Source organism: Pseudomonas sp. NFACC25, from assembly GCF_900100935.1.
GTDB lineage: Bacteria > Pseudomonadota > Gammaproteobacteria > Pseudomonadales > Pseudomonadaceae > Aquipseudomonas > Aquipseudomonas marginalis.
Genome location: NZ_FMUC01000002.1, coordinates 749,802 through 764,638, shown reverse-complemented (window position 1 = coordinate 764,638; position 14,837 = coordinate 749,802). Strand labels below are relative to the sequence as shown.

The 14,837-nt window shown below is 59.4% G+C and carries 15 protein-coding genes; 13 read left to right on the top strand and 2 right to left on the bottom strand.

Features of this window, described 5'->3' with window-relative positions; genetic code table 11:
- Positions 1 to 357: hypothetical protein (locus BLQ09_RS31400; RefSeq protein ID WP_092356100.1), on the top strand; the 357-nt coding region annotated here is incomplete at its 5' end.
- A 187-nt stretch (positions 358 to 544) separates the two neighbouring features.
- Here the strand turns inward: BLQ09_RS31400 and BLQ09_RS07625 are convergent.
- Together BLQ09_RS07625 and BLQ09_RS07620 are read right to left on the bottom strand one after the other, a co-directional pair.
- Positions 545 to 1,765 (bottom strand): CaiB/BaiF CoA transferase family protein, encoded by a 1,221-nt coding sequence (locus tag BLQ09_RS07625; RefSeq protein WP_027607999.1) that lies wholly within the window; start codon positions 1,763 to 1,765, stop codon positions 545 to 547.
- A 12-nt stretch (positions 1,766 to 1,777) separates the two neighbouring features.
- The gene (locus BLQ09_RS07620; protein ID WP_027608000.1) at positions 1,778 to 2,959 is read right to left on the bottom strand and encodes an acyl-CoA dehydrogenase; all 1,182 of its coding nucleotides are present in this window, start codon (positions 2,957 to 2,959) and stop codon (positions 1,778 to 1,780) included.
- 157 nt (positions 2,960 to 3,116) lie between these two features.
- Here BLQ09_RS07620 and BLQ09_RS07615 point away from each other — a divergent pair, with 157 nt between their 5' ends.
- The 12 genes from BLQ09_RS07615 to BLQ09_RS07560 all read left to right on the top strand — a co-directional run bounded on the left by BLQ09_RS07615 (position 3,117) and on the right by BLQ09_RS07560 (position 14,812).
- Positions 3,117 to 4,016 carry a LysR family transcriptional regulator gene (locus tag BLQ09_RS07615; protein WP_175472299.1) on the top strand — a complete coding sequence of 300 codons (900 nt, stop codon included), beginning with the start codon at positions 3,117 to 3,119 and terminating at the stop codon, positions 4,014 to 4,016.
- 452 nt (positions 4,017 to 4,468) lie between these two features.
- The gene (locus BLQ09_RS07610; protein WP_092356068.1) at positions 4,469 to 5,590 is read left to right on the top strand and encodes a Re/Si-specific NAD(P)(+) transhydrogenase subunit alpha; all 1,122 of its coding nucleotides are present in this window, start codon (positions 4,469 to 4,471) and stop codon (positions 5,588 to 5,590) included.
- Between the two features lie 15 nt (positions 5,591 to 5,605).
- Entirely contained in the window at positions 5,606 to 5,926 is a 321-nt protein-coding gene (locus tag BLQ09_RS07605) for an NAD(P) transhydrogenase subunit alpha part 2 (RefSeq protein WP_003187417.1), read from the top strand.
- Positions 5,926 to 7,362, top strand: coding sequence for an NAD(P)(+) transhydrogenase (Re/Si-specific) subunit beta (locus BLQ09_RS07600; protein WP_092356065.1), 1,437 nt, complete (start codon positions 5,926 to 5,928; stop codon positions 7,360 to 7,362). The genes BLQ09_RS07605 and BLQ09_RS07600 overlap by 1 nt, the downstream gene beginning before the upstream one ends.
- 179 nt (positions 7,363 to 7,541) lie before the next feature.
- Complete coding sequence (locus tag BLQ09_RS07595) at positions 7,542 to 9,035, top strand: acetyl-CoA hydrolase/transferase family protein (protein WP_027608004.1); 1,494 nt, start codon at positions 7,542 to 7,544, stop codon at positions 9,033 to 9,035.
- A 318-nt stretch (positions 9,036 to 9,353) separates the two neighbouring features.
- On the top strand, positions 9,354 to 9,569 hold the full coding sequence (locus BLQ09_RS07590; protein ID WP_003187413.1) for a DUF1127 domain-containing protein: 216 nt from the start codon (positions 9,354 to 9,356) through the stop codon (positions 9,567 to 9,569).
- A gap of 260 nt (positions 9,570 to 9,829) precedes the next feature.
- Complete coding sequence (locus BLQ09_RS07585) at positions 9,830 to 10,015, top strand: DUF1127 domain-containing protein (RefSeq protein WP_027608005.1); 186 nt, start codon at positions 9,830 to 9,832, stop codon at positions 10,013 to 10,015.
- Between the two features lie 136 nt (positions 10,016 to 10,151).
- Complete coding sequence (locus BLQ09_RS07580; protein WP_027608006.1) at positions 10,152 to 10,472, top strand: DUF2388 domain-containing protein; 321 nt, start codon at positions 10,152 to 10,154, stop codon at positions 10,470 to 10,472.
- A 105-nt stretch (positions 10,473 to 10,577) separates the two neighbouring features.
- On the top strand, positions 10,578 to 10,886 hold the full coding sequence (locus BLQ09_RS07575) for a DUF2388 domain-containing protein (RefSeq protein WP_027608007.1): 309 nt from the start codon (positions 10,578 to 10,580) through the stop codon (positions 10,884 to 10,886).
- Between the two features lie 26 nt (positions 10,887 to 10,912).
- Complete coding sequence (locus tag BLQ09_RS07570) at positions 10,913 to 11,233, top strand: DUF2388 domain-containing protein (protein WP_027608008.1); 321 nt, start codon at positions 10,913 to 10,915, stop codon at positions 11,231 to 11,233.
- Positions 11,230 to 13,191, top strand: a complete 1,962-nt coding sequence (locus BLQ09_RS07565; protein ID WP_092356061.1) for a DUF7844 domain-containing protein — start codon at positions 11,230 to 11,232, stop codon at positions 13,189 to 13,191. The genes BLQ09_RS07570 and BLQ09_RS07565 overlap by 4 nt, the downstream gene beginning before the upstream one ends.
- A 313-nt stretch (positions 13,192 to 13,504) precedes the next feature.
- Positions 13,505 to 14,812 (top strand): CitMHS family transporter, encoded by a 1,308-nt coding sequence (locus tag BLQ09_RS07560; protein WP_003170826.1) that lies wholly within the window; start codon positions 13,505 to 13,507, stop codon positions 14,810 to 14,812.
- The last annotated feature ends 25 nt before the right edge of the window (positions 14,813 to 14,837 follow it).

Below are 14,837 nucleotides of genomic sequence, written 5' to 3'. Positions count from 1 at the left end.
GTAACTTGTGATGCTGATAATCTTGTTGACTATCAGTCTGACTCCACAAGCACCCACACGAATTGCTTGATTCAGTTGTTAAAGAGCGGTTGGTTAAGAGCTTTCGTCTCAACCGAGGCGCGCATTCTACAGCAGCCTCATTTGCTGTCAAGTGATTATTTTCAGAAGCTTTCGAAGATTTCTTCAACAACTTCAACCACTTGCGCTTGCGATCTCTCGTCAGCGGGAGGCGAATTCTACAGCGTTACACGCTGCTGTCAACACCTCTTTTTCTCTGCTTTCGACCGAGAAGATCGAATCGTTAATAGCGTCAAACAACACGACTCTACCAACTACTTCCGGGCTTCGATGAACTGAAGCAATCCGCCGCCTTATTCTGCATAACTCTTTGTTTACCAAGGAGTTTTACGTTTCGACTGCGCCGGAAGTGGGGCGAATTATAGACTTCTAGAATCTGCCGTCAACACTTAATTTGGTTTTCCTATCAATCTACCGAAGTTGATTAAAAAACCACCAAAAACGCCCTCTATATAGAAGAGCGCTCCTAGATAACTCCCGCTTCTTTTAAAGCCTTCACATTCGCCGAGCCCAGCCCCAATACATCCTGCAGCACCTGAGCCGTATGCTGCCCCAACAAAGGAGGCGCAGTACGGTACTCCACAGGCGTCTTGGATAACCGAATCGGACTGGCCACCAGCGGCACCATCCCCGCCAACGCATGCGGCAGCTGTATCGCCAGCCCTCGTGCCTTTACCTGAGGATCGGCAAACACCTGGGCCAGGTCATTGATCGGCCCACAAGGCACACCAACCCGCTCCAGTTGTGACACCCACTCAGCCGTAGTCTTGAAGACCGTAACCTGGCGAATCAATGGAATCAGCTCAGCGCGGTTGGCTACCCGCACCTTATTAGTAGAGAACCGCGGATCATCCGCCCACTGCGGCTGCCCAGCCACTTCGGCGAACTTACGAAATTGCCCGTCATTACCCACGGTCAGTATGAAATCGCCATCGGCCGTAGGAAAATCCTGATAAGGCACGATATTCGGATGAGCATTACCCAGTCGTTTTGGCGCCGCTCCCGTGGCCAGGTAGTTCATCGCCTGGTTAGCCAGACAAGCCACCTGCACATCAAGCAACGCCATATCGATATGCTGCCCACCCCCGTCATGATCCCGATGCGCCAGCGCAGCAAGGATCGCCACCGTCGAGTAGAGCCCAGTGAGAATGTCAGTCAACGCCACCCCCACCTTCACCGGCCCGGCCCCCTCATCGCCTTCCGGCCGACCAGTAAGACTCATCAGCCCACCCAACCCCTGGATCATGAAGTCATACCCCGCGCGAGCGGCATACGGCCCCGTCTGACCGAAGCCAGTGATCGAGCAGTAGATCAACTCGGGATTCACCTTCTTGAGCGACTCGTAGTCCAGCCCATACGCCGCCAGGCCACCCACCTTGAAGTTCTCGATCAAGATGTCGGACTTGGCCGCCAGATCTCGCACCAGCCGTTGTCCCTCCGGCCGCGTGAAGTCGATCGTCACCGACTCTTTGTTGCGATTAGCCGACAAGTAGTACGCCGCCTCACTCGTGTTCTCGCCATCAACATCCTTAAGGAAGGGCGGCCCCCAGGCGCGCGTATCGTCACCGCTACCAGGTCGCTCGACCTTGATCACCTCAGCCCCAAGGTCCGCAAGGATCTGCCCGGACCAGGGGCCTGCCAACACTCGCGATAAATCCAATACCCGCAGATGCGAAAGCGCGCCCATGCCGTTCCCCTATTAATAGAACGCCTGAAGACCGGTTTGCGCGCGCCCCAGAATCAGGGCATGCACGTCATGGGTGCCCTCATAGGTGTTAACCACCTCCAGGTTCACCAGATGACGCGCCACCCCGAACTCATCGGAGATGCCGTTGCCCCCCAACATGTCCCGCGCCATACGTGCGATGTCCAAGGACTTGCCGCATGAGTTGCGCTTCATGATCGATGTGATTTCAACCGCAGCCGTTCCCTCTTCCTTCATACGCCCCAGGCGCAGGCAGCCTTGCAGCGCCAGGGTGATTTCGGTCTGCATATCGGCCAGCTTCTTCTGGATCAATTGAGTTGCTGCCAATGGACGGCCGAACTGATGGCGATCCAGGGTGTACTGGCGTGCGGTGTGCCAACAGAACTCGGCAGCACCCAAAGCCCCCCAGGAGATGCCATAACGCGCCGAGTTAAGGCAGGTGAAAGGGCCCTTCAAGCCGCGCACATCCGGGAAAATGTTCTCTTCCGGCACAAACACGTTATCCATCACGATCTCACCGGTGATGGAGGCGCGCAGGCCGACCTTGCCGTGAATCGCCGGCGCACTCAGGCCTTTCCAGCCTTTCTCCAGGACAAACCCACGAATATCCCCAGCATCGTCCTTGGCCCACACCACAAACACGTCCGCAATCGGGCTATTGGTGATCCACATTTTTGCGCCCGTCAGGCTGTAGCCGCCATCCACTTTGCGTGCACGAGTAACCATCGCGCCGGGATCGGAACCGTGGTCAGGCTCGGTCAAACCAAAGCAGCCAATCCATTCGCCCGAGGCCAATTTCGGCAAGTACTTCTGCTTTTGCGCTTCGGTGCCGAACTCATTGATAGGCACCATCACCAGTGACGACTGCACACTCATCATCGAGCGATAACCGGAGTCGACGCGCTCAACCTCACGCGCAATCAGGCCGTAGCTGACGTAGTTCAAACCACTGCCCCCGTACTGCTCAGGAATCATTGCCCCCAGCAAACCGGTCTCACCCATTTCACGGAAAATCGCCGGGTCGGTCTTTTCATGGCGAAAAGCTTCAAGCACACGCGGCGCCAGCTTGTCCTGGGCGAATTGCTCAGCACTGTCGCGCACCATGCGCTCCTCTTCGGTGAGCTGTTGATCCAGCAGCAGTGGATCGATCCAGTTGAAGCTTGCCTTGCCAGCCATGAATGAGTCCTCGCAAAGAAAATCAGAAGTCGTGCATGGAGCCTAGGCCGGGCAGGCAGGGAGAGCAAACGAGGTTTTTGCATAGGCTTGTGCTAATTTCTCACTCCGTAACGCCTATAAGCGACTCAGCTGCACTTTTTGTGTGAGGACAAGGTATATGCGCAGGAAAATTCCCAGCACCACCGCCCTTGTCAGTTTTGAAGCGGCAGCCCGCCACGAGAGCTTTACCAAGGCGGCGCATGAGCTTTCCATCACCCAAGGCGCCATTTGCCGACAGATCGCCAGCCTGGAGGAGTTTTTAAGTGTCGAGCTGTTTCGGCGCTCACGGCGCGGGGTAAAGCTGACGGAGGCGGGACTTTCATACAGCCGTCGCGTGGCCACCCAGCTGGACGCCGTGGAGCGCGATACCCTGTCCGTCATGGGGCAGCAAGGCGCAAACACCATTGAACTGGCCGTAGTACCCACGTTTGGTACGCAATGGTTGATCCCTCGCCTCAAGGACTTTCAACGACAGCATCCAGAGGTGACGGTAAACCTGACTAACCGCACGCGTCCTTTTCTGTTTGCCGACACAGAGTTCGACGCAGCAATCTACTTCGGCGACGCCGATTGGTCCGGCACCGAATCCCACAGGCTCATGGGAGAAAATCCTGTCCCCGTGTGCAGCCCGCGACTATTGGGCGAACTTGAGCGATTCACCCCCCAGGAGATTGCAGAACTGCCATTGCTGCAGCAGACCACCCGCCCTTACGCCTGGCGCCAATGGTTCAACGCCCAGCAACTGAACGTGCCCCGCGACATGACAGGCCCACGTTACGAGCTATTCTCGATGCTGTCTCAAGCCGCCATGCACGACATGGGTATTGCACTGATCCCTCCATTCCTTATCCAGCGAGAACTGGACGAGCATCGACTGGTGATCGCAAGCCCGCAGGCGCTGACCAGTTCGAAGGCTTATTACCTGATGATTCCTGACAGAAAAGTCGAATCCGCTTCACTGCACGCGTTCAGAGACTGGTTGATCGACCAATCGCAGCAGTACAGCCCCAGCATTTAAAGGACAAGCCTCACATGCTGACTTTGTAGTCAGCTAAATCTAAAGCCTACAGATATACGTATATGTCGCATTTAAGCAGACTGTACCTGTCAGTCTGAAACAAGGCCTAAAGCCATGATTTTCGTGGCTTGTAGCGACTCCTATCAGCCAATGCCCGACTATTCACATCAACGATGGAAAAAAATACACGAATCAGCTGCAGCCCTTTAAACACCTGTATTTAAAGAGGTTATTTCAACGTGTTGCGACAATCAGTCACAGGGTGACTTGTAGTTAATTTTTCGTCACCCGTCATAATCCCTTGAAGGCCGTAAAGTTCGCCTGCAAAATGCCGCGCCCCGCTGTCATTTCAGCGGGATCGTGCTGATCGGCCGCCCCAGCTGCGCCACTCGCGGTGCACTGGCCTTTTTACAAAAAGATCAAAAGCAAAAAGATCATGCAGGAGATTTGACGTGCACATTGGTGTTCCTCTCGAAACCCAGACCGGTGAAACGCGGGTGGCTGCCACCCCGGAAACCATCAAGAAGCTGATCGGCCAGGGCCATAAGGTCACTGTTCAAAGCGGCGCAGGCCTCAAGGCCAGCATCGTCGACAGTGCCTATGAAGCGGCAGGCGCGACCATTGGCAGTGCCGGCGATGCGTTTGGCGCCGAGCTGATTCTCAAGGTGGTCGCCCCCAGCGACAGCGAACTGGCGCTGATCAAAAGCGGCACTGTGTTGGTGGGCATGCTCAATCCGTTCAGCAACGAAACCATTGCCAAGCTGGCCGAGCAGGGCATCACTGCCTTTGCGCTGGAAGCTGCGCCACGTACCTCGCGGGCCCAGAGCCTCGACGTGCTGTCTTCCCAGGCCAACATCGCCGGCTATAAAGCCGTGTTGCTGGCCGCCCATCATTACCCGCGCTTCATGCCGATGCTGATGACCGCCGCCGGTACGGTCAAAGCCGCGCGCGTGCTGATCCTCGGCGCCGGTGTTGCAGGCCTTCAAGCCATCGCCACGGCGAAACGCCTGGGCGCGGTGATCGAAGCATCCGACGTGCGCCCTGCGGTAAAAGAGCAGATCGAATCCCTTGGCGCCAAGTTCGTCGACGTGCCCTACGAAACCGACGAAGAACGTGAATGCGCCGTTGGCGTCGGCGGCTACGCGCGCCCGATGCCCAGCAGCTGGATGCAACGCCAGGCGCTGGCCGTGCACGAACGCGCCAAGCAGGCCGACATTGTCATCACCACCGCCCTGATCCCCGGCCGCAAGGCGCCGACGCTGCTCAGCGCCGACACCGTCGCGCAGATGAAGCCCGGCTCGGTGGTCATTGACCTCGCTGCCGCCCAGGGCGGTAACTGCCCGCTGACCGTCGCCGACCAGGTGGTGGTGGAGAACGGCGTAATCATCTGCGGCCCGACCAACCTCGCCGGCGCCGTCGCCGCCGATGCGTCGGCCTTGTATGCGCGCAACCTGCTGGACTTCCTGAAGCTGGTCTTCAGCAAGGAAGGGCAGTTTGAAATCAACCTCGAAGACGACATCGTCGCCGCGTGCCTCATGTGCCGCGACGGCCAAGTCATCCGCAAAAACGCCTAAGCAGGGATTCAGACGATGGAAGAGCTTATCTCCCCCGGTATCTACAACCTGATCATCTTTGTGCTGGCGATTTATGTCGGTTACCACGTGGTCTGGAACGTAACGCCCGCACTGCACACACCGTTGATGGCAGTGACCAACGCCATTTCAGCGATTGTGATTGTCGGCGCCATGCTCGCTGCAGCGCTGACCGTTACGCCACTGGGCAAGACCATGGGCACCCTGGCTGTGGCCCTCGCAGCCGTGAACGTGTTCGGCGGTTTCCTGGTAACTCGCAGGATGCTGGAGATGTTCAAGAAGAAAGCCCCGAAAGTAAAAGAAGAGGCGCCGAAGTAATGAGCATGAATCTGGTGACGACGCTGTACCTGATCGCGTCGATCTGCTTTATCCAGGCCCTCAAAGGCCTGTCGCATCCCACTACGTCACGACGCGGCAACCTGTTCGGCATGCTCGGCATGGCGCTGGCGGTACTCACGACCGTGGGCCTCATCTATAAGCTCGGCGCTGAGCTGGCCACCGCCGGTATCGGCTACGTGATCGTCGGCCTGCTGGTCGGCGGCACCGCCGGCTCGATCATGGCAAAGCGCGTAGAAATGACCAAGATGCCCGAACTGGTCGCCTTCATGCACAGCATGATCGGCCTGGCCGCGGTGTTTATCGCGATTGCCGCCGTGGTCGAGCCACAGTCCCTGGGCATCGTCAAACACCTGGGCGATGCAATCCCGGCGGGCAACCGCCTGGAGCTGTTCCTCGGCGCGGCCATCGGCGCAATTACCTTCTCCGGTTCGGTGATCGCGTTCGGCAAGCTCTCGGGCAAGTACAAGTTCCGCCTGTTCCAAGGCGCACCGGTACAGTTTGGCGGCCAGCACAAGATCAACCTGGTACTCGGCCTCGCAACCCTGGGCCTGGGCCTGGCGTTCATGTTCACCGGCAACCTCACCGCCTTTGCGCTGATGCTGGCATTGGCGTTCGTGCTCGGCGTGCTGATCATCATCCCGATTGGCGGCGCCGATATGCCGGTTGTTGTGTCGATGCTCAACAGCTACTCCGGCTGGGCAGCGGCGGGTATCGGCTTCTCGTTGAACAACTCGATGCTGATCATTGCCGGTTCGCTGGTGGGTTCAAGCGGTGCGATCCTGTCGTACATCATGTGCAAGGCGATGAACCGCTCCTTCTTTAATGTACTGCTCGGCGGTTTCGGCAATGCGCCGGATGCCGGCGCTGCAGCGAGCTCTAAAGAAGCACGCCCGGTAAAATCCGGCTCGGCCGACGACGCCACCTTCCTGCTGACCAACGCCGACACCGTGATCATCGTTCCAGGCTATGGCCTGGCAGTGGCACGGGCACAGCATGCCCTGAAGGAATTGACCGAGAAGCTGACCCACCGTGGCGTGACCGTGAAATACGCGATCCACCCGGTGGCCGGCCGTATGCCTGGGCATATGAACGTCCTGCTGGCCGAGGCGGAAGTGCCTTACGACCAGGTGTTCGAGATGGAGGATATCAACTCCGAATTCGGCCAGGCTGACGTGGTGCTGGTGCTGGGCGCGAACGACGTGGTCAACCCGGCCGCCAAGAACGACCCCAACTCGCCGATTGCCGGCATGCCGATCCTGGAAGCGTTCAAGGCCAAGACCATCATCGTCAACAAGCGCTCGATGGCCAGTGGTTATGCCGGGCTGGATAACGAACTGTTCTACCTGGACAAGACCATGATGGTCTTCGGTGATGCCAAGAAGGTCATCGAAGATATGGTCAAGGCCGTCGAGTAACACTGCGCCAGAGCAATACCCCAAACCCCGGCCTCCAGTAGGCTGGGGTTTTTTATTACCCCATGAAACCCGACCAAAGGCTCTAAATCGCTGCCCCGCATTCGACCATGGTAGCGGGCCGAAATTTTTTGAAATCACTACACTGCCCACCTTGCTTCCGTAGCCTGAGATAACAATTCATGTACCGTGATCGTATCCGCTTGCCTTCGTTGTTGAACAAGGTCATGAGCGCGGCAGACGCCGCCGCACTGATCGAGGACGGCATGACCGTCGGCATGAGCGGCTTCACCCGTGCCGGTGAAGCCAAGGCCGTCCCCCACGCCCTGGCCGAACGCGCCAAGACGTCCCCGCTGAAAATCACCCTGATGACCGGCGCCAGCCTGGGTAACGACCTGGACAAGCAATTGACCGAAGCCGGCGTGCTGTCCCGACGCATGCCGTTCCAGGTCGATAGCACGTTGCGCAAGGCGATCAACGCCGGCGAAGTGATGTTTATCGATCAGCACCTGTCGGAAACCGTCGAGCAACTGCGCAACAACCAGCTCAAGCTGCCGGACATTGCCGTCATCGAGGCCGTTGCGATCACCGAACAAGGCCATATCGTGCCCACCACGTCCGTGGGTAACTCCGCCAGCTTCGCGATTTTCGCCAAGCAAGTGATCGTCGAGATCAACCTGGCACACAACCCGAATCTGGAAGGGCTGCACGACATCTATATCCCGACCTACCGACCAACCCGTACGCCGATCCCCCTGGTAAAGGTCGACGACCGCATCGGCAGCACCGCGATCCCGATCCCGCCGGAGAAGATCGTCGCCATCGTGATCACCAATCAGGCCGACTCAGCCTCCACCGTGACACCACCCGACAGCGATACCCAGGGCATCGCCAACCACCTGATCAACTTCCTCAAGCAGGAAGTGGACGCCGGGCGCATGACCAACAAGCTTGGCCCGCTGCAGGCCGGGATCGGCAACATTGCCAACGCAGTGATGTGCGGCCTGATCGATTCGCCGTTCGAAGACCTGACCATGTATTCGGAAGTGTTGCAGGACTCGACGTTCGACCTGATCGACGCCGGCAAACTGAGCTTTGCCTCGGGCAGCTCGATCACCCTGTCGGAGCGGCGCAATGCCGACGTGTTCGGCAACCTGGAGCACTACAAAGACAAGCTGGTGCTGCGCCCGCAGGAAATTTCCAATCACCCTGAAGTAGTGCGGCGCCTGGGCATTATCGGCATCAACACGGCGCTGGAGTTCGACATCTACGGCAACGTCAACTCTACCCACATCTGCGGCACGCGGATGATGAACGGCATCGGCGGTTCCGGCGACTTCGCGCGCAACGCGCATCTGGCGATCTTCGTCACCAAGTCGATTGCCAAGGGCGGCGCGATTTCCAGCGTGGTGCCGATGGTCAGCCATGTGGACCACACCGAGCACGACGTCGACATCCTGGTCACCGAAGTAGGCCTCGCCGACCTGCGGGGCCTGGCGCCACGGGAGCGAGCCCGGGTGATCATCGACAACTGTGTGCATCCGGCATACCGCGATGCGCTGAACAGTTACTTCAACACAGCCTGCGCCATCGGCGGACACACGCCACACATCCTGCGCGAAGCACTGAGTTGGCACATTAACCTGGAAGAAACCGGGCATATGCTCAAGGCTTGATTGATACAGATTCGAGCTGACGCAAACACAGTTTCGTCAGCTCGATGCCACAACCCTCGACTCTTGAAAAAACTGTACTGCTGTACCGGTCATTTCCTACCGAAAATTCCCACGCTCACGTCACAAAATGCTTATTTCGCACTATTTCAGTGCGGACAAGTACAGTTGCCCCATTTCCGTACAGTACAGCGCCTATAAACAGTTAACTGGCCCCTCACAATACAGGTGAACTGTATCTAGAGAGTCTTGCGCCGGAGGAGGATCATTGGCATCAGTTAAACCACTACCTAATCCCGCCACAAGCGGAAGGATGTCATCATGGAACGTACACTCAGTTCCGAACTGTTCTTCGAAGAAAAAGCTGTAAACACCCAGGCTTCCCTGCCTTTGCGCGTTCTCGCCAACCTGATGTTGTGGCAGCGCCGCATCTCCAGCCGCCATCAACTGGCTCGTCTGGATTCGCGTCTGCTGGCTGATGCCGGTATCAGCGAAGCACAACGCTACGAAGAGCTGAGCAAGCCGTTCTGGCGTTAATTGACGCCCGCTGGCCCTGACCCACCGGGTCCACAGCCAGCACTGATTTGTCAAAACAAAGCCCGCCCCGGGAAACCAGAGGCGGGCTTTGTTGTTTTCCGGGAGAGCCTTCTTTCCGTCCAAACAGAAGCCATTCATCCAAACCAGTACAGTTCAAAAAATATAACAGTTAAGCAGTACAATTAAACATTGGTGTATCTGTAACGGTCAGAGCCACTCGCCCACCATGGTGTTCCAGGACCTCACGAAAGGCGCTCACCATGGACACCCAACCCTCTCTCTATAAACGGCTGTTACACAGGACAGCTTCCACGCTGGCCAAATGGCTCCGCCACGCCTACGAACGCCGCCAACTGGCGCAACTCGATCTTCGAGAACTCTCCGATGTCGGCATCAGCCCGGGAGACCGAATGGCCGAGCTGTCCAAGCCGTTCTGGCGAGACTAGGCAGTCAAGAAGCTTTCCGAACGGATAAACAGCGGCTTAATATCCATGCACAACGTGGCGAACCGTTTAGAACAGGCGTCTGATCCCGAATGGCTGCCCTGCGCCACCTTATTCGTTCACCTACAGGAGTCACCCCATGTCCCGTATTCGCCTGCTGAGTGCTGCTGCCCTGCTGGCCCTGGCCACCAACGCCAGCGCATCCAGCTTCATCGTGACCACCGACTCCATCGTCGGCGCACTGAAGGCTACTTCCGACGCCACCTCCGATGCCACTTCGTCACTGCGGGATAACAAGGTCGTGCGCGCCGCCCGTGACGACGCAGCCAGCTTCGTCGCAAGCGAAGGCGCCATTCGTGGTGTGAAGCTGGAAAGCGCCCTGGCCCAGATCCGCCAACAGGCGCCGCAACTGAACACCGCGACTGACGCACAGCTGGCCCAAGCCATCCTGGCTATTTGAGTGAGTTGACACAAAGGGAGCGCCCGTCGCTCCCCGATGCCGCCGCACTGGCTCTCGCCCGGGCATTACGCTAGCCTTGGCGCTCGCTTTCAGTTGTCGAGTCCCATGGCTTTTTCATACCGCCTGCTAATAGTCCCTGTGTGTTTGTGTGCCAGCTGGTCGCCATTGGCTTCGGCCTTTGACCTGACCATCCAAGGTACCGTCGCGAGCGCGTACGCCACCAGCAAGGTGACCTCCGCGCCTTTCGACCGGAAAGTAGTCGTGGCGGCCCAGGATGATGCCGCTGCGTTTATCGCCACTGACGGCCAATGGCGGGGCGCACGGCTGGAATCCGCGCTGGATTACCTGCGCCGTACCCAACCAAAACTTAACGCCAGCGACCTTGAACTGGCGCAGGCAATTCTCGTCCAATAATCATCTTTGTATTTCGGAGTCATTCCATGCGTAGCCCGCTGATCGCCGCCACCCTTGGCCTGCTGTTGTTGGCCGACGTTGCCCAGGCACATACCCTGGTGGCCACCAGTAACATCATTGTTCGCGCCTCTGGCCGCACCATTGATTTCACTTCGGACACCACCACCTCCATCCGCGACTCCAAAGTCGTGCGCGAAGCCCACGATGACGCGGCCAGTTTCGTCGCCACCAACGGCGAGATCCGCGGCGCACAGTTGGAAGCCGCCTTCGACACCCTGCGCACCCGCCTGCCGGAAGCGCGCGATGCCAGCGACCAGACCCTCGCCGAAGCTATCCTCGCTCTGTGAGGCGCCTTGTCGCCTGGCTCCTGGCCGGGACTGTGCTGCTGTGTGCCAGCGCAGCCCAGGCCAGCCTGCAACTGCGGCTCAAGACAGATGGCTTGAGCCCGGCCGAACAGCAGGCCAGCCAGGCATTGCTCGATGAGGCGATGCGCTCGCTGCCACCGCGCTTCGTCGAGCAGTTGGACCGGCGCATCGATGTCGGCTGGACCGACAAGATGCCCGAAAATGCCTATGGCCAGGCTTCGTTGGTGTCCGAGCTGGACCTCAACCGCAACCTGCTCGACAGCCTGACCGACGGCAGCGCCGCCACGCAGAAAACCAATCGCCCCCACGGCACCGTGCGCCGGGAAATGCTCGCCACCGTCCTGCACGAACTGACCCACATCTATGACCGTGCGCGCCTGTGGCCCAAGGACGAACGCGCGCTGATCCAGCGTTGCAGCCGCCAGAACAACATCACCGGCCTGATCGGCCTGCCCGACCAATGTCGTGGCCAGAATGACCGGCGCTTCACCCTCAGCGATGACCCGCGCCTGCTGGACCTGGCGGGCTGGCCGCAATATGTCGGCCGTCGCGGTGAGCGCGAACAACACAACCGTCAGGTCGCGCGCAGCCCGGATATCTACGAAACCACCAGCCCGCTGGAATTCGTAGCGGTCAATATGGAGTACTTCCTCCTCGACCCAAGCTATGCCTGCCGGCGCCCCGCGCTGTTCCGCTATTACAAGGAACACTTCGGCTGGGCCCCACCGGAACAAGACACCTGCGCCAAGACCTACGCGTTCCTCAACGCCGGCAACGATTTCGCCAAGACCCCCCTGGGCCACGTCGACCCGGAGCGGGTCTACGAAATCGACTACCTGCTGGCCGAAGCCAACCAGAACCTGGTCAGCCGCTGGGGCCACAGTATGTTGCGCCTGGTGATCTGCGCGCCGGGCCGCCCCCGTGGGCCGGACTGCCGACTCGACCTGGACCAGCACCTGGTGCTGTCCTACCGCGCCTTCGTCGGCGATGTACAGCTGTCCAGCTGGGACGGCCTGGTGGGCAAGTACCCGTCACGGCTGTTCGTGTTGCCGCTGGCCCAGGTGATCGACGAATACACCAAGACCGAACTGCGCGGCCTGGCGTCCGTGCCGCTGAAACTGTCGCGCCAGGAGATCAACGACACCGTCGAGCACGCCGCTGAAATGCATTGGAGCTATGACGGCAACTATTACTTCCTGTCCAACAACTGCGCGGTCGAAAGCCTGAAACTGCTACGCAGCGGCAGCGCCAACCCGCAGCTGACCGGCCTGGACAACATCACACCGAATGGCCTGCTGGAAGTGCTGCAAGCCCGCGGCCTGGCGGATACCAGCGTACTCAACGACAAACGCGAGGCCATGCGCCTGGGGTATCACTTCGACTCCTTCCGCGAACGCTACCAGGCCATGTTCGACGTGCTGCGCAAACACCTGCCGATCAAACAGACCCAGGTTGAAGACTGGCTGTCCCTCAGCGCCGAAGAGCGCCGCCAGTGGTTTGGCCAGGCCGACCTGCGCACCAGCGCCGCACTGCTGCTGCTGGAACAGGCGAGCTTTCGCAAACAGCTGATGCTGGCCCAGGACGAAGTCAAGCAACGCTACCTCGGTGCACGCGAGCTGAAAAACGGCGGCATGGAGAAAGCCAACGCCACACTGCAGCAGATCCTCGCCAACAGTGGCTTCCTCAGCCGTCCGGCAGAACTGCTGGGCAGCGGTGGCTATGGCCTGCCGCAACCATCGGAAGCCAAGCGCCTGGAATCGGAAAGCGCCGAGCGCCAGAAGCAGCTGCAATCGCTCACCGGCGAGCTGGATAAAGAGGTGAGGGCGCTGCTGGAGCCGTCCCGCGCGGCCGAAATTGCCGCGTGTGAAGCCAACCTCAAGCAGGTGGGTGAACACCTGCGCAAACTGCACAAAGCAGCGGGCGGCCTCGAGCTGCCCTGAAGTACACGGGATAAACACATTCCAATGTGGGAGCGAGCCCCCTCCCACATTTGCAATGTGTACACCTGAAGACCGTACATCTTCCCACCACCAACTGTTTTGCCAACGAAAGCTGGCTGAAAGCTAACGCGTCTAGGATCGCCCCCAACTGCCGGCAACAGACCGGCTGTACACAACAACAATGGTGATCCCCGATGTCCGTCCGTACCCGCCTGTTCGCTCCAACTCCACCCGTACGCCTCGTGCCCTTCGTTCTGCGCTGACCCCACCCCGGTTCGCCATTCCCTAGCCGCGCTACGCCTGGAGTATTCCTATGCTGACTTTCCTTGGCTTTGCCATGGTCATCACGTTCATGTTCCTGATCATGACCAAGCGCCTGTCCGCGCTGATCGCCCTGATCATCGTGCCTATCCTGTTCGCGCTGTTCGGCGGTTTCGCACCGAAGATCGGCCCGATGATGCTCGAAGGCATCACCAAGCTCGCGCCGACCGGCGTGATGCTGATGTTCGCCATCCTCTACTTTGCCCTGATGATCGACTCCGGCCTGTTCGACCCGGCCGTGCGCAAGATCCTCAAGATGGTCAAGGGCGACCCGCTGAAGGTGTCGGTCGGCACCGCCGTGTTGGCCCTGGTGGTGTCCCTCGACGGTGACGGCGCCACCACTTACATGATCTGCGTGGCCGCCATGCTGCCGCTGTACCAGCGCATCGGCATGAGCCCGCGGATCATGGCCGGCCTGATCATCCTCGCCGGTGGCGTGATGAACATGACCCCCTGGGGCGGCCCGACCGCCCGCGCCGCCAGTGCGCTGCACGTGGACCCCTCGGATATTTTCGTCCCGATGATCCCGGCGATGGCCGCCGGTGTGGTGGCGATCCTGGTGATTGCCTACATGTACGGCAAGCGCGAACGGGCGCGCCTGGGTGAGCTGCACCTGCAAGGCGACGAGATCGACCACAGCGAGATCAGCGTGTCGCAATACCCGGACGCCCGCCGTCCGAAGCTGATCTGGTTCAACGGTGCCCTGACCCTGGCCCTGATGTGCACCCTGATCGCCGGCCTGTTGCCGCTGCCGGTGCTGTTCATGGTGGCATTCAGTATCGCGATGATCGTCAACTACCCGTGCCTGCAACAGCAGAAAGACCGCGTCGCCGCCCACGCAGGCAGCGTATTGGCGGTGGTCGGGTTGATCTTCGCCGCAGGGATCTTCACCGGCATCCTGTCGGGCACCGGCATGGTCGATGCCATGTCCAAGAGCCTGCTGGCCGTCATTCCGGAAGCCATGGGCCCTTACCTGGCGGTGATCACCGCGCTGGTGAGCATGCCGTTCACCTTCTTCATGTCCAACGATGCGTTCTACTACGGCGTACTGCCGGTACTCGCCGAAGCCGCCAGCCACTACGGCATCACCGCGGTGGAAATGGCCCGCGCCTCGATCGTTGGCCAGCCCGTGCACTTGCTCAGCCCGCTGGTACCGTCGACCTACCTGTTGGTGGCCCTGGCCGGTATCGAATTTGGCGATCACCAGCGCTTCACCCTGAAGTGGGCAGTACTGGTATGCCTGTGCATAATGTTCGCCGCATTGCTGATGGGGATTTTTCCGCTGTTCAGCACTCTATAATCGTACCGACTCACTCACCGCGCGG

Excerpts from the sequence above, each read along its gene's own strand:
- BLQ09_RS07560 (WP_003170826.1), top strand. The coding sequence starts at position 13,505 with ATGCTGACTTTCCTTGGCTTTGCCATGGTCATCACGTTCATGTTCCTG.
- BLQ09_RS07625 (WP_027607999.1), bottom strand. The coding sequence starts at position 1,765 with ATGGGCGCGCTTTCGCATCTGCGGGTATTGGATTTATCGCGAGTGTTG.
- BLQ09_RS07595 (WP_027608004.1), top strand. The coding sequence starts at position 7,542 with ATGTACCGTGATCGTATCCGCTTGCCTTCGTTGTTGAACAAGGTCATG.
- BLQ09_RS07615 (WP_175472299.1), top strand. The coding sequence starts at position 3,117 with ATGCGCAGGAAAATTCCCAGCACCACCGCCCTTGTCAGTTTTGAAGCG.
- BLQ09_RS07600 (WP_092356065.1), top strand. The coding sequence starts at position 5,926 with ATGAGCATGAATCTGGTGACGACGCTGTACCTGATCGCGTCGATCTGC.
- BLQ09_RS07585 (WP_027608005.1), top strand. The coding sequence starts at position 9,830 with ATGGACACCCAACCCTCTCTCTATAAACGGCTGTTACACAGGACAGCT.
- BLQ09_RS07605 (WP_003187417.1), top strand. The coding sequence starts at position 5,606 with ATGGAAGAGCTTATCTCCCCCGGTATCTACAACCTGATCATCTTTGTG.
- BLQ09_RS07575 (WP_027608007.1), top strand. The coding sequence starts at position 10,578 with ATGGCTTTTTCATACCGCCTGCTAATAGTCCCTGTGTGTTTGTGTGCC.
- BLQ09_RS07580 (WP_027608006.1), top strand. The coding sequence starts at position 10,152 with ATGTCCCGTATTCGCCTGCTGAGTGCTGCTGCCCTGCTGGCCCTGGCC.
- BLQ09_RS07620 (WP_027608000.1), bottom strand. The coding sequence starts at position 2,959 with ATGGCTGGCAAGGCAAGCTTCAACTGGATCGATCCACTGCTGCTGGAT.
- BLQ09_RS07570 (WP_027608008.1), top strand. The coding sequence starts at position 10,913 with ATGCGTAGCCCGCTGATCGCCGCCACCCTTGGCCTGCTGTTGTTGGCC.
- BLQ09_RS07590 (WP_003187413.1), top strand. The coding sequence starts at position 9,354 with ATGGAACGTACACTCAGTTCCGAACTGTTCTTCGAAGAAAAAGCTGTA.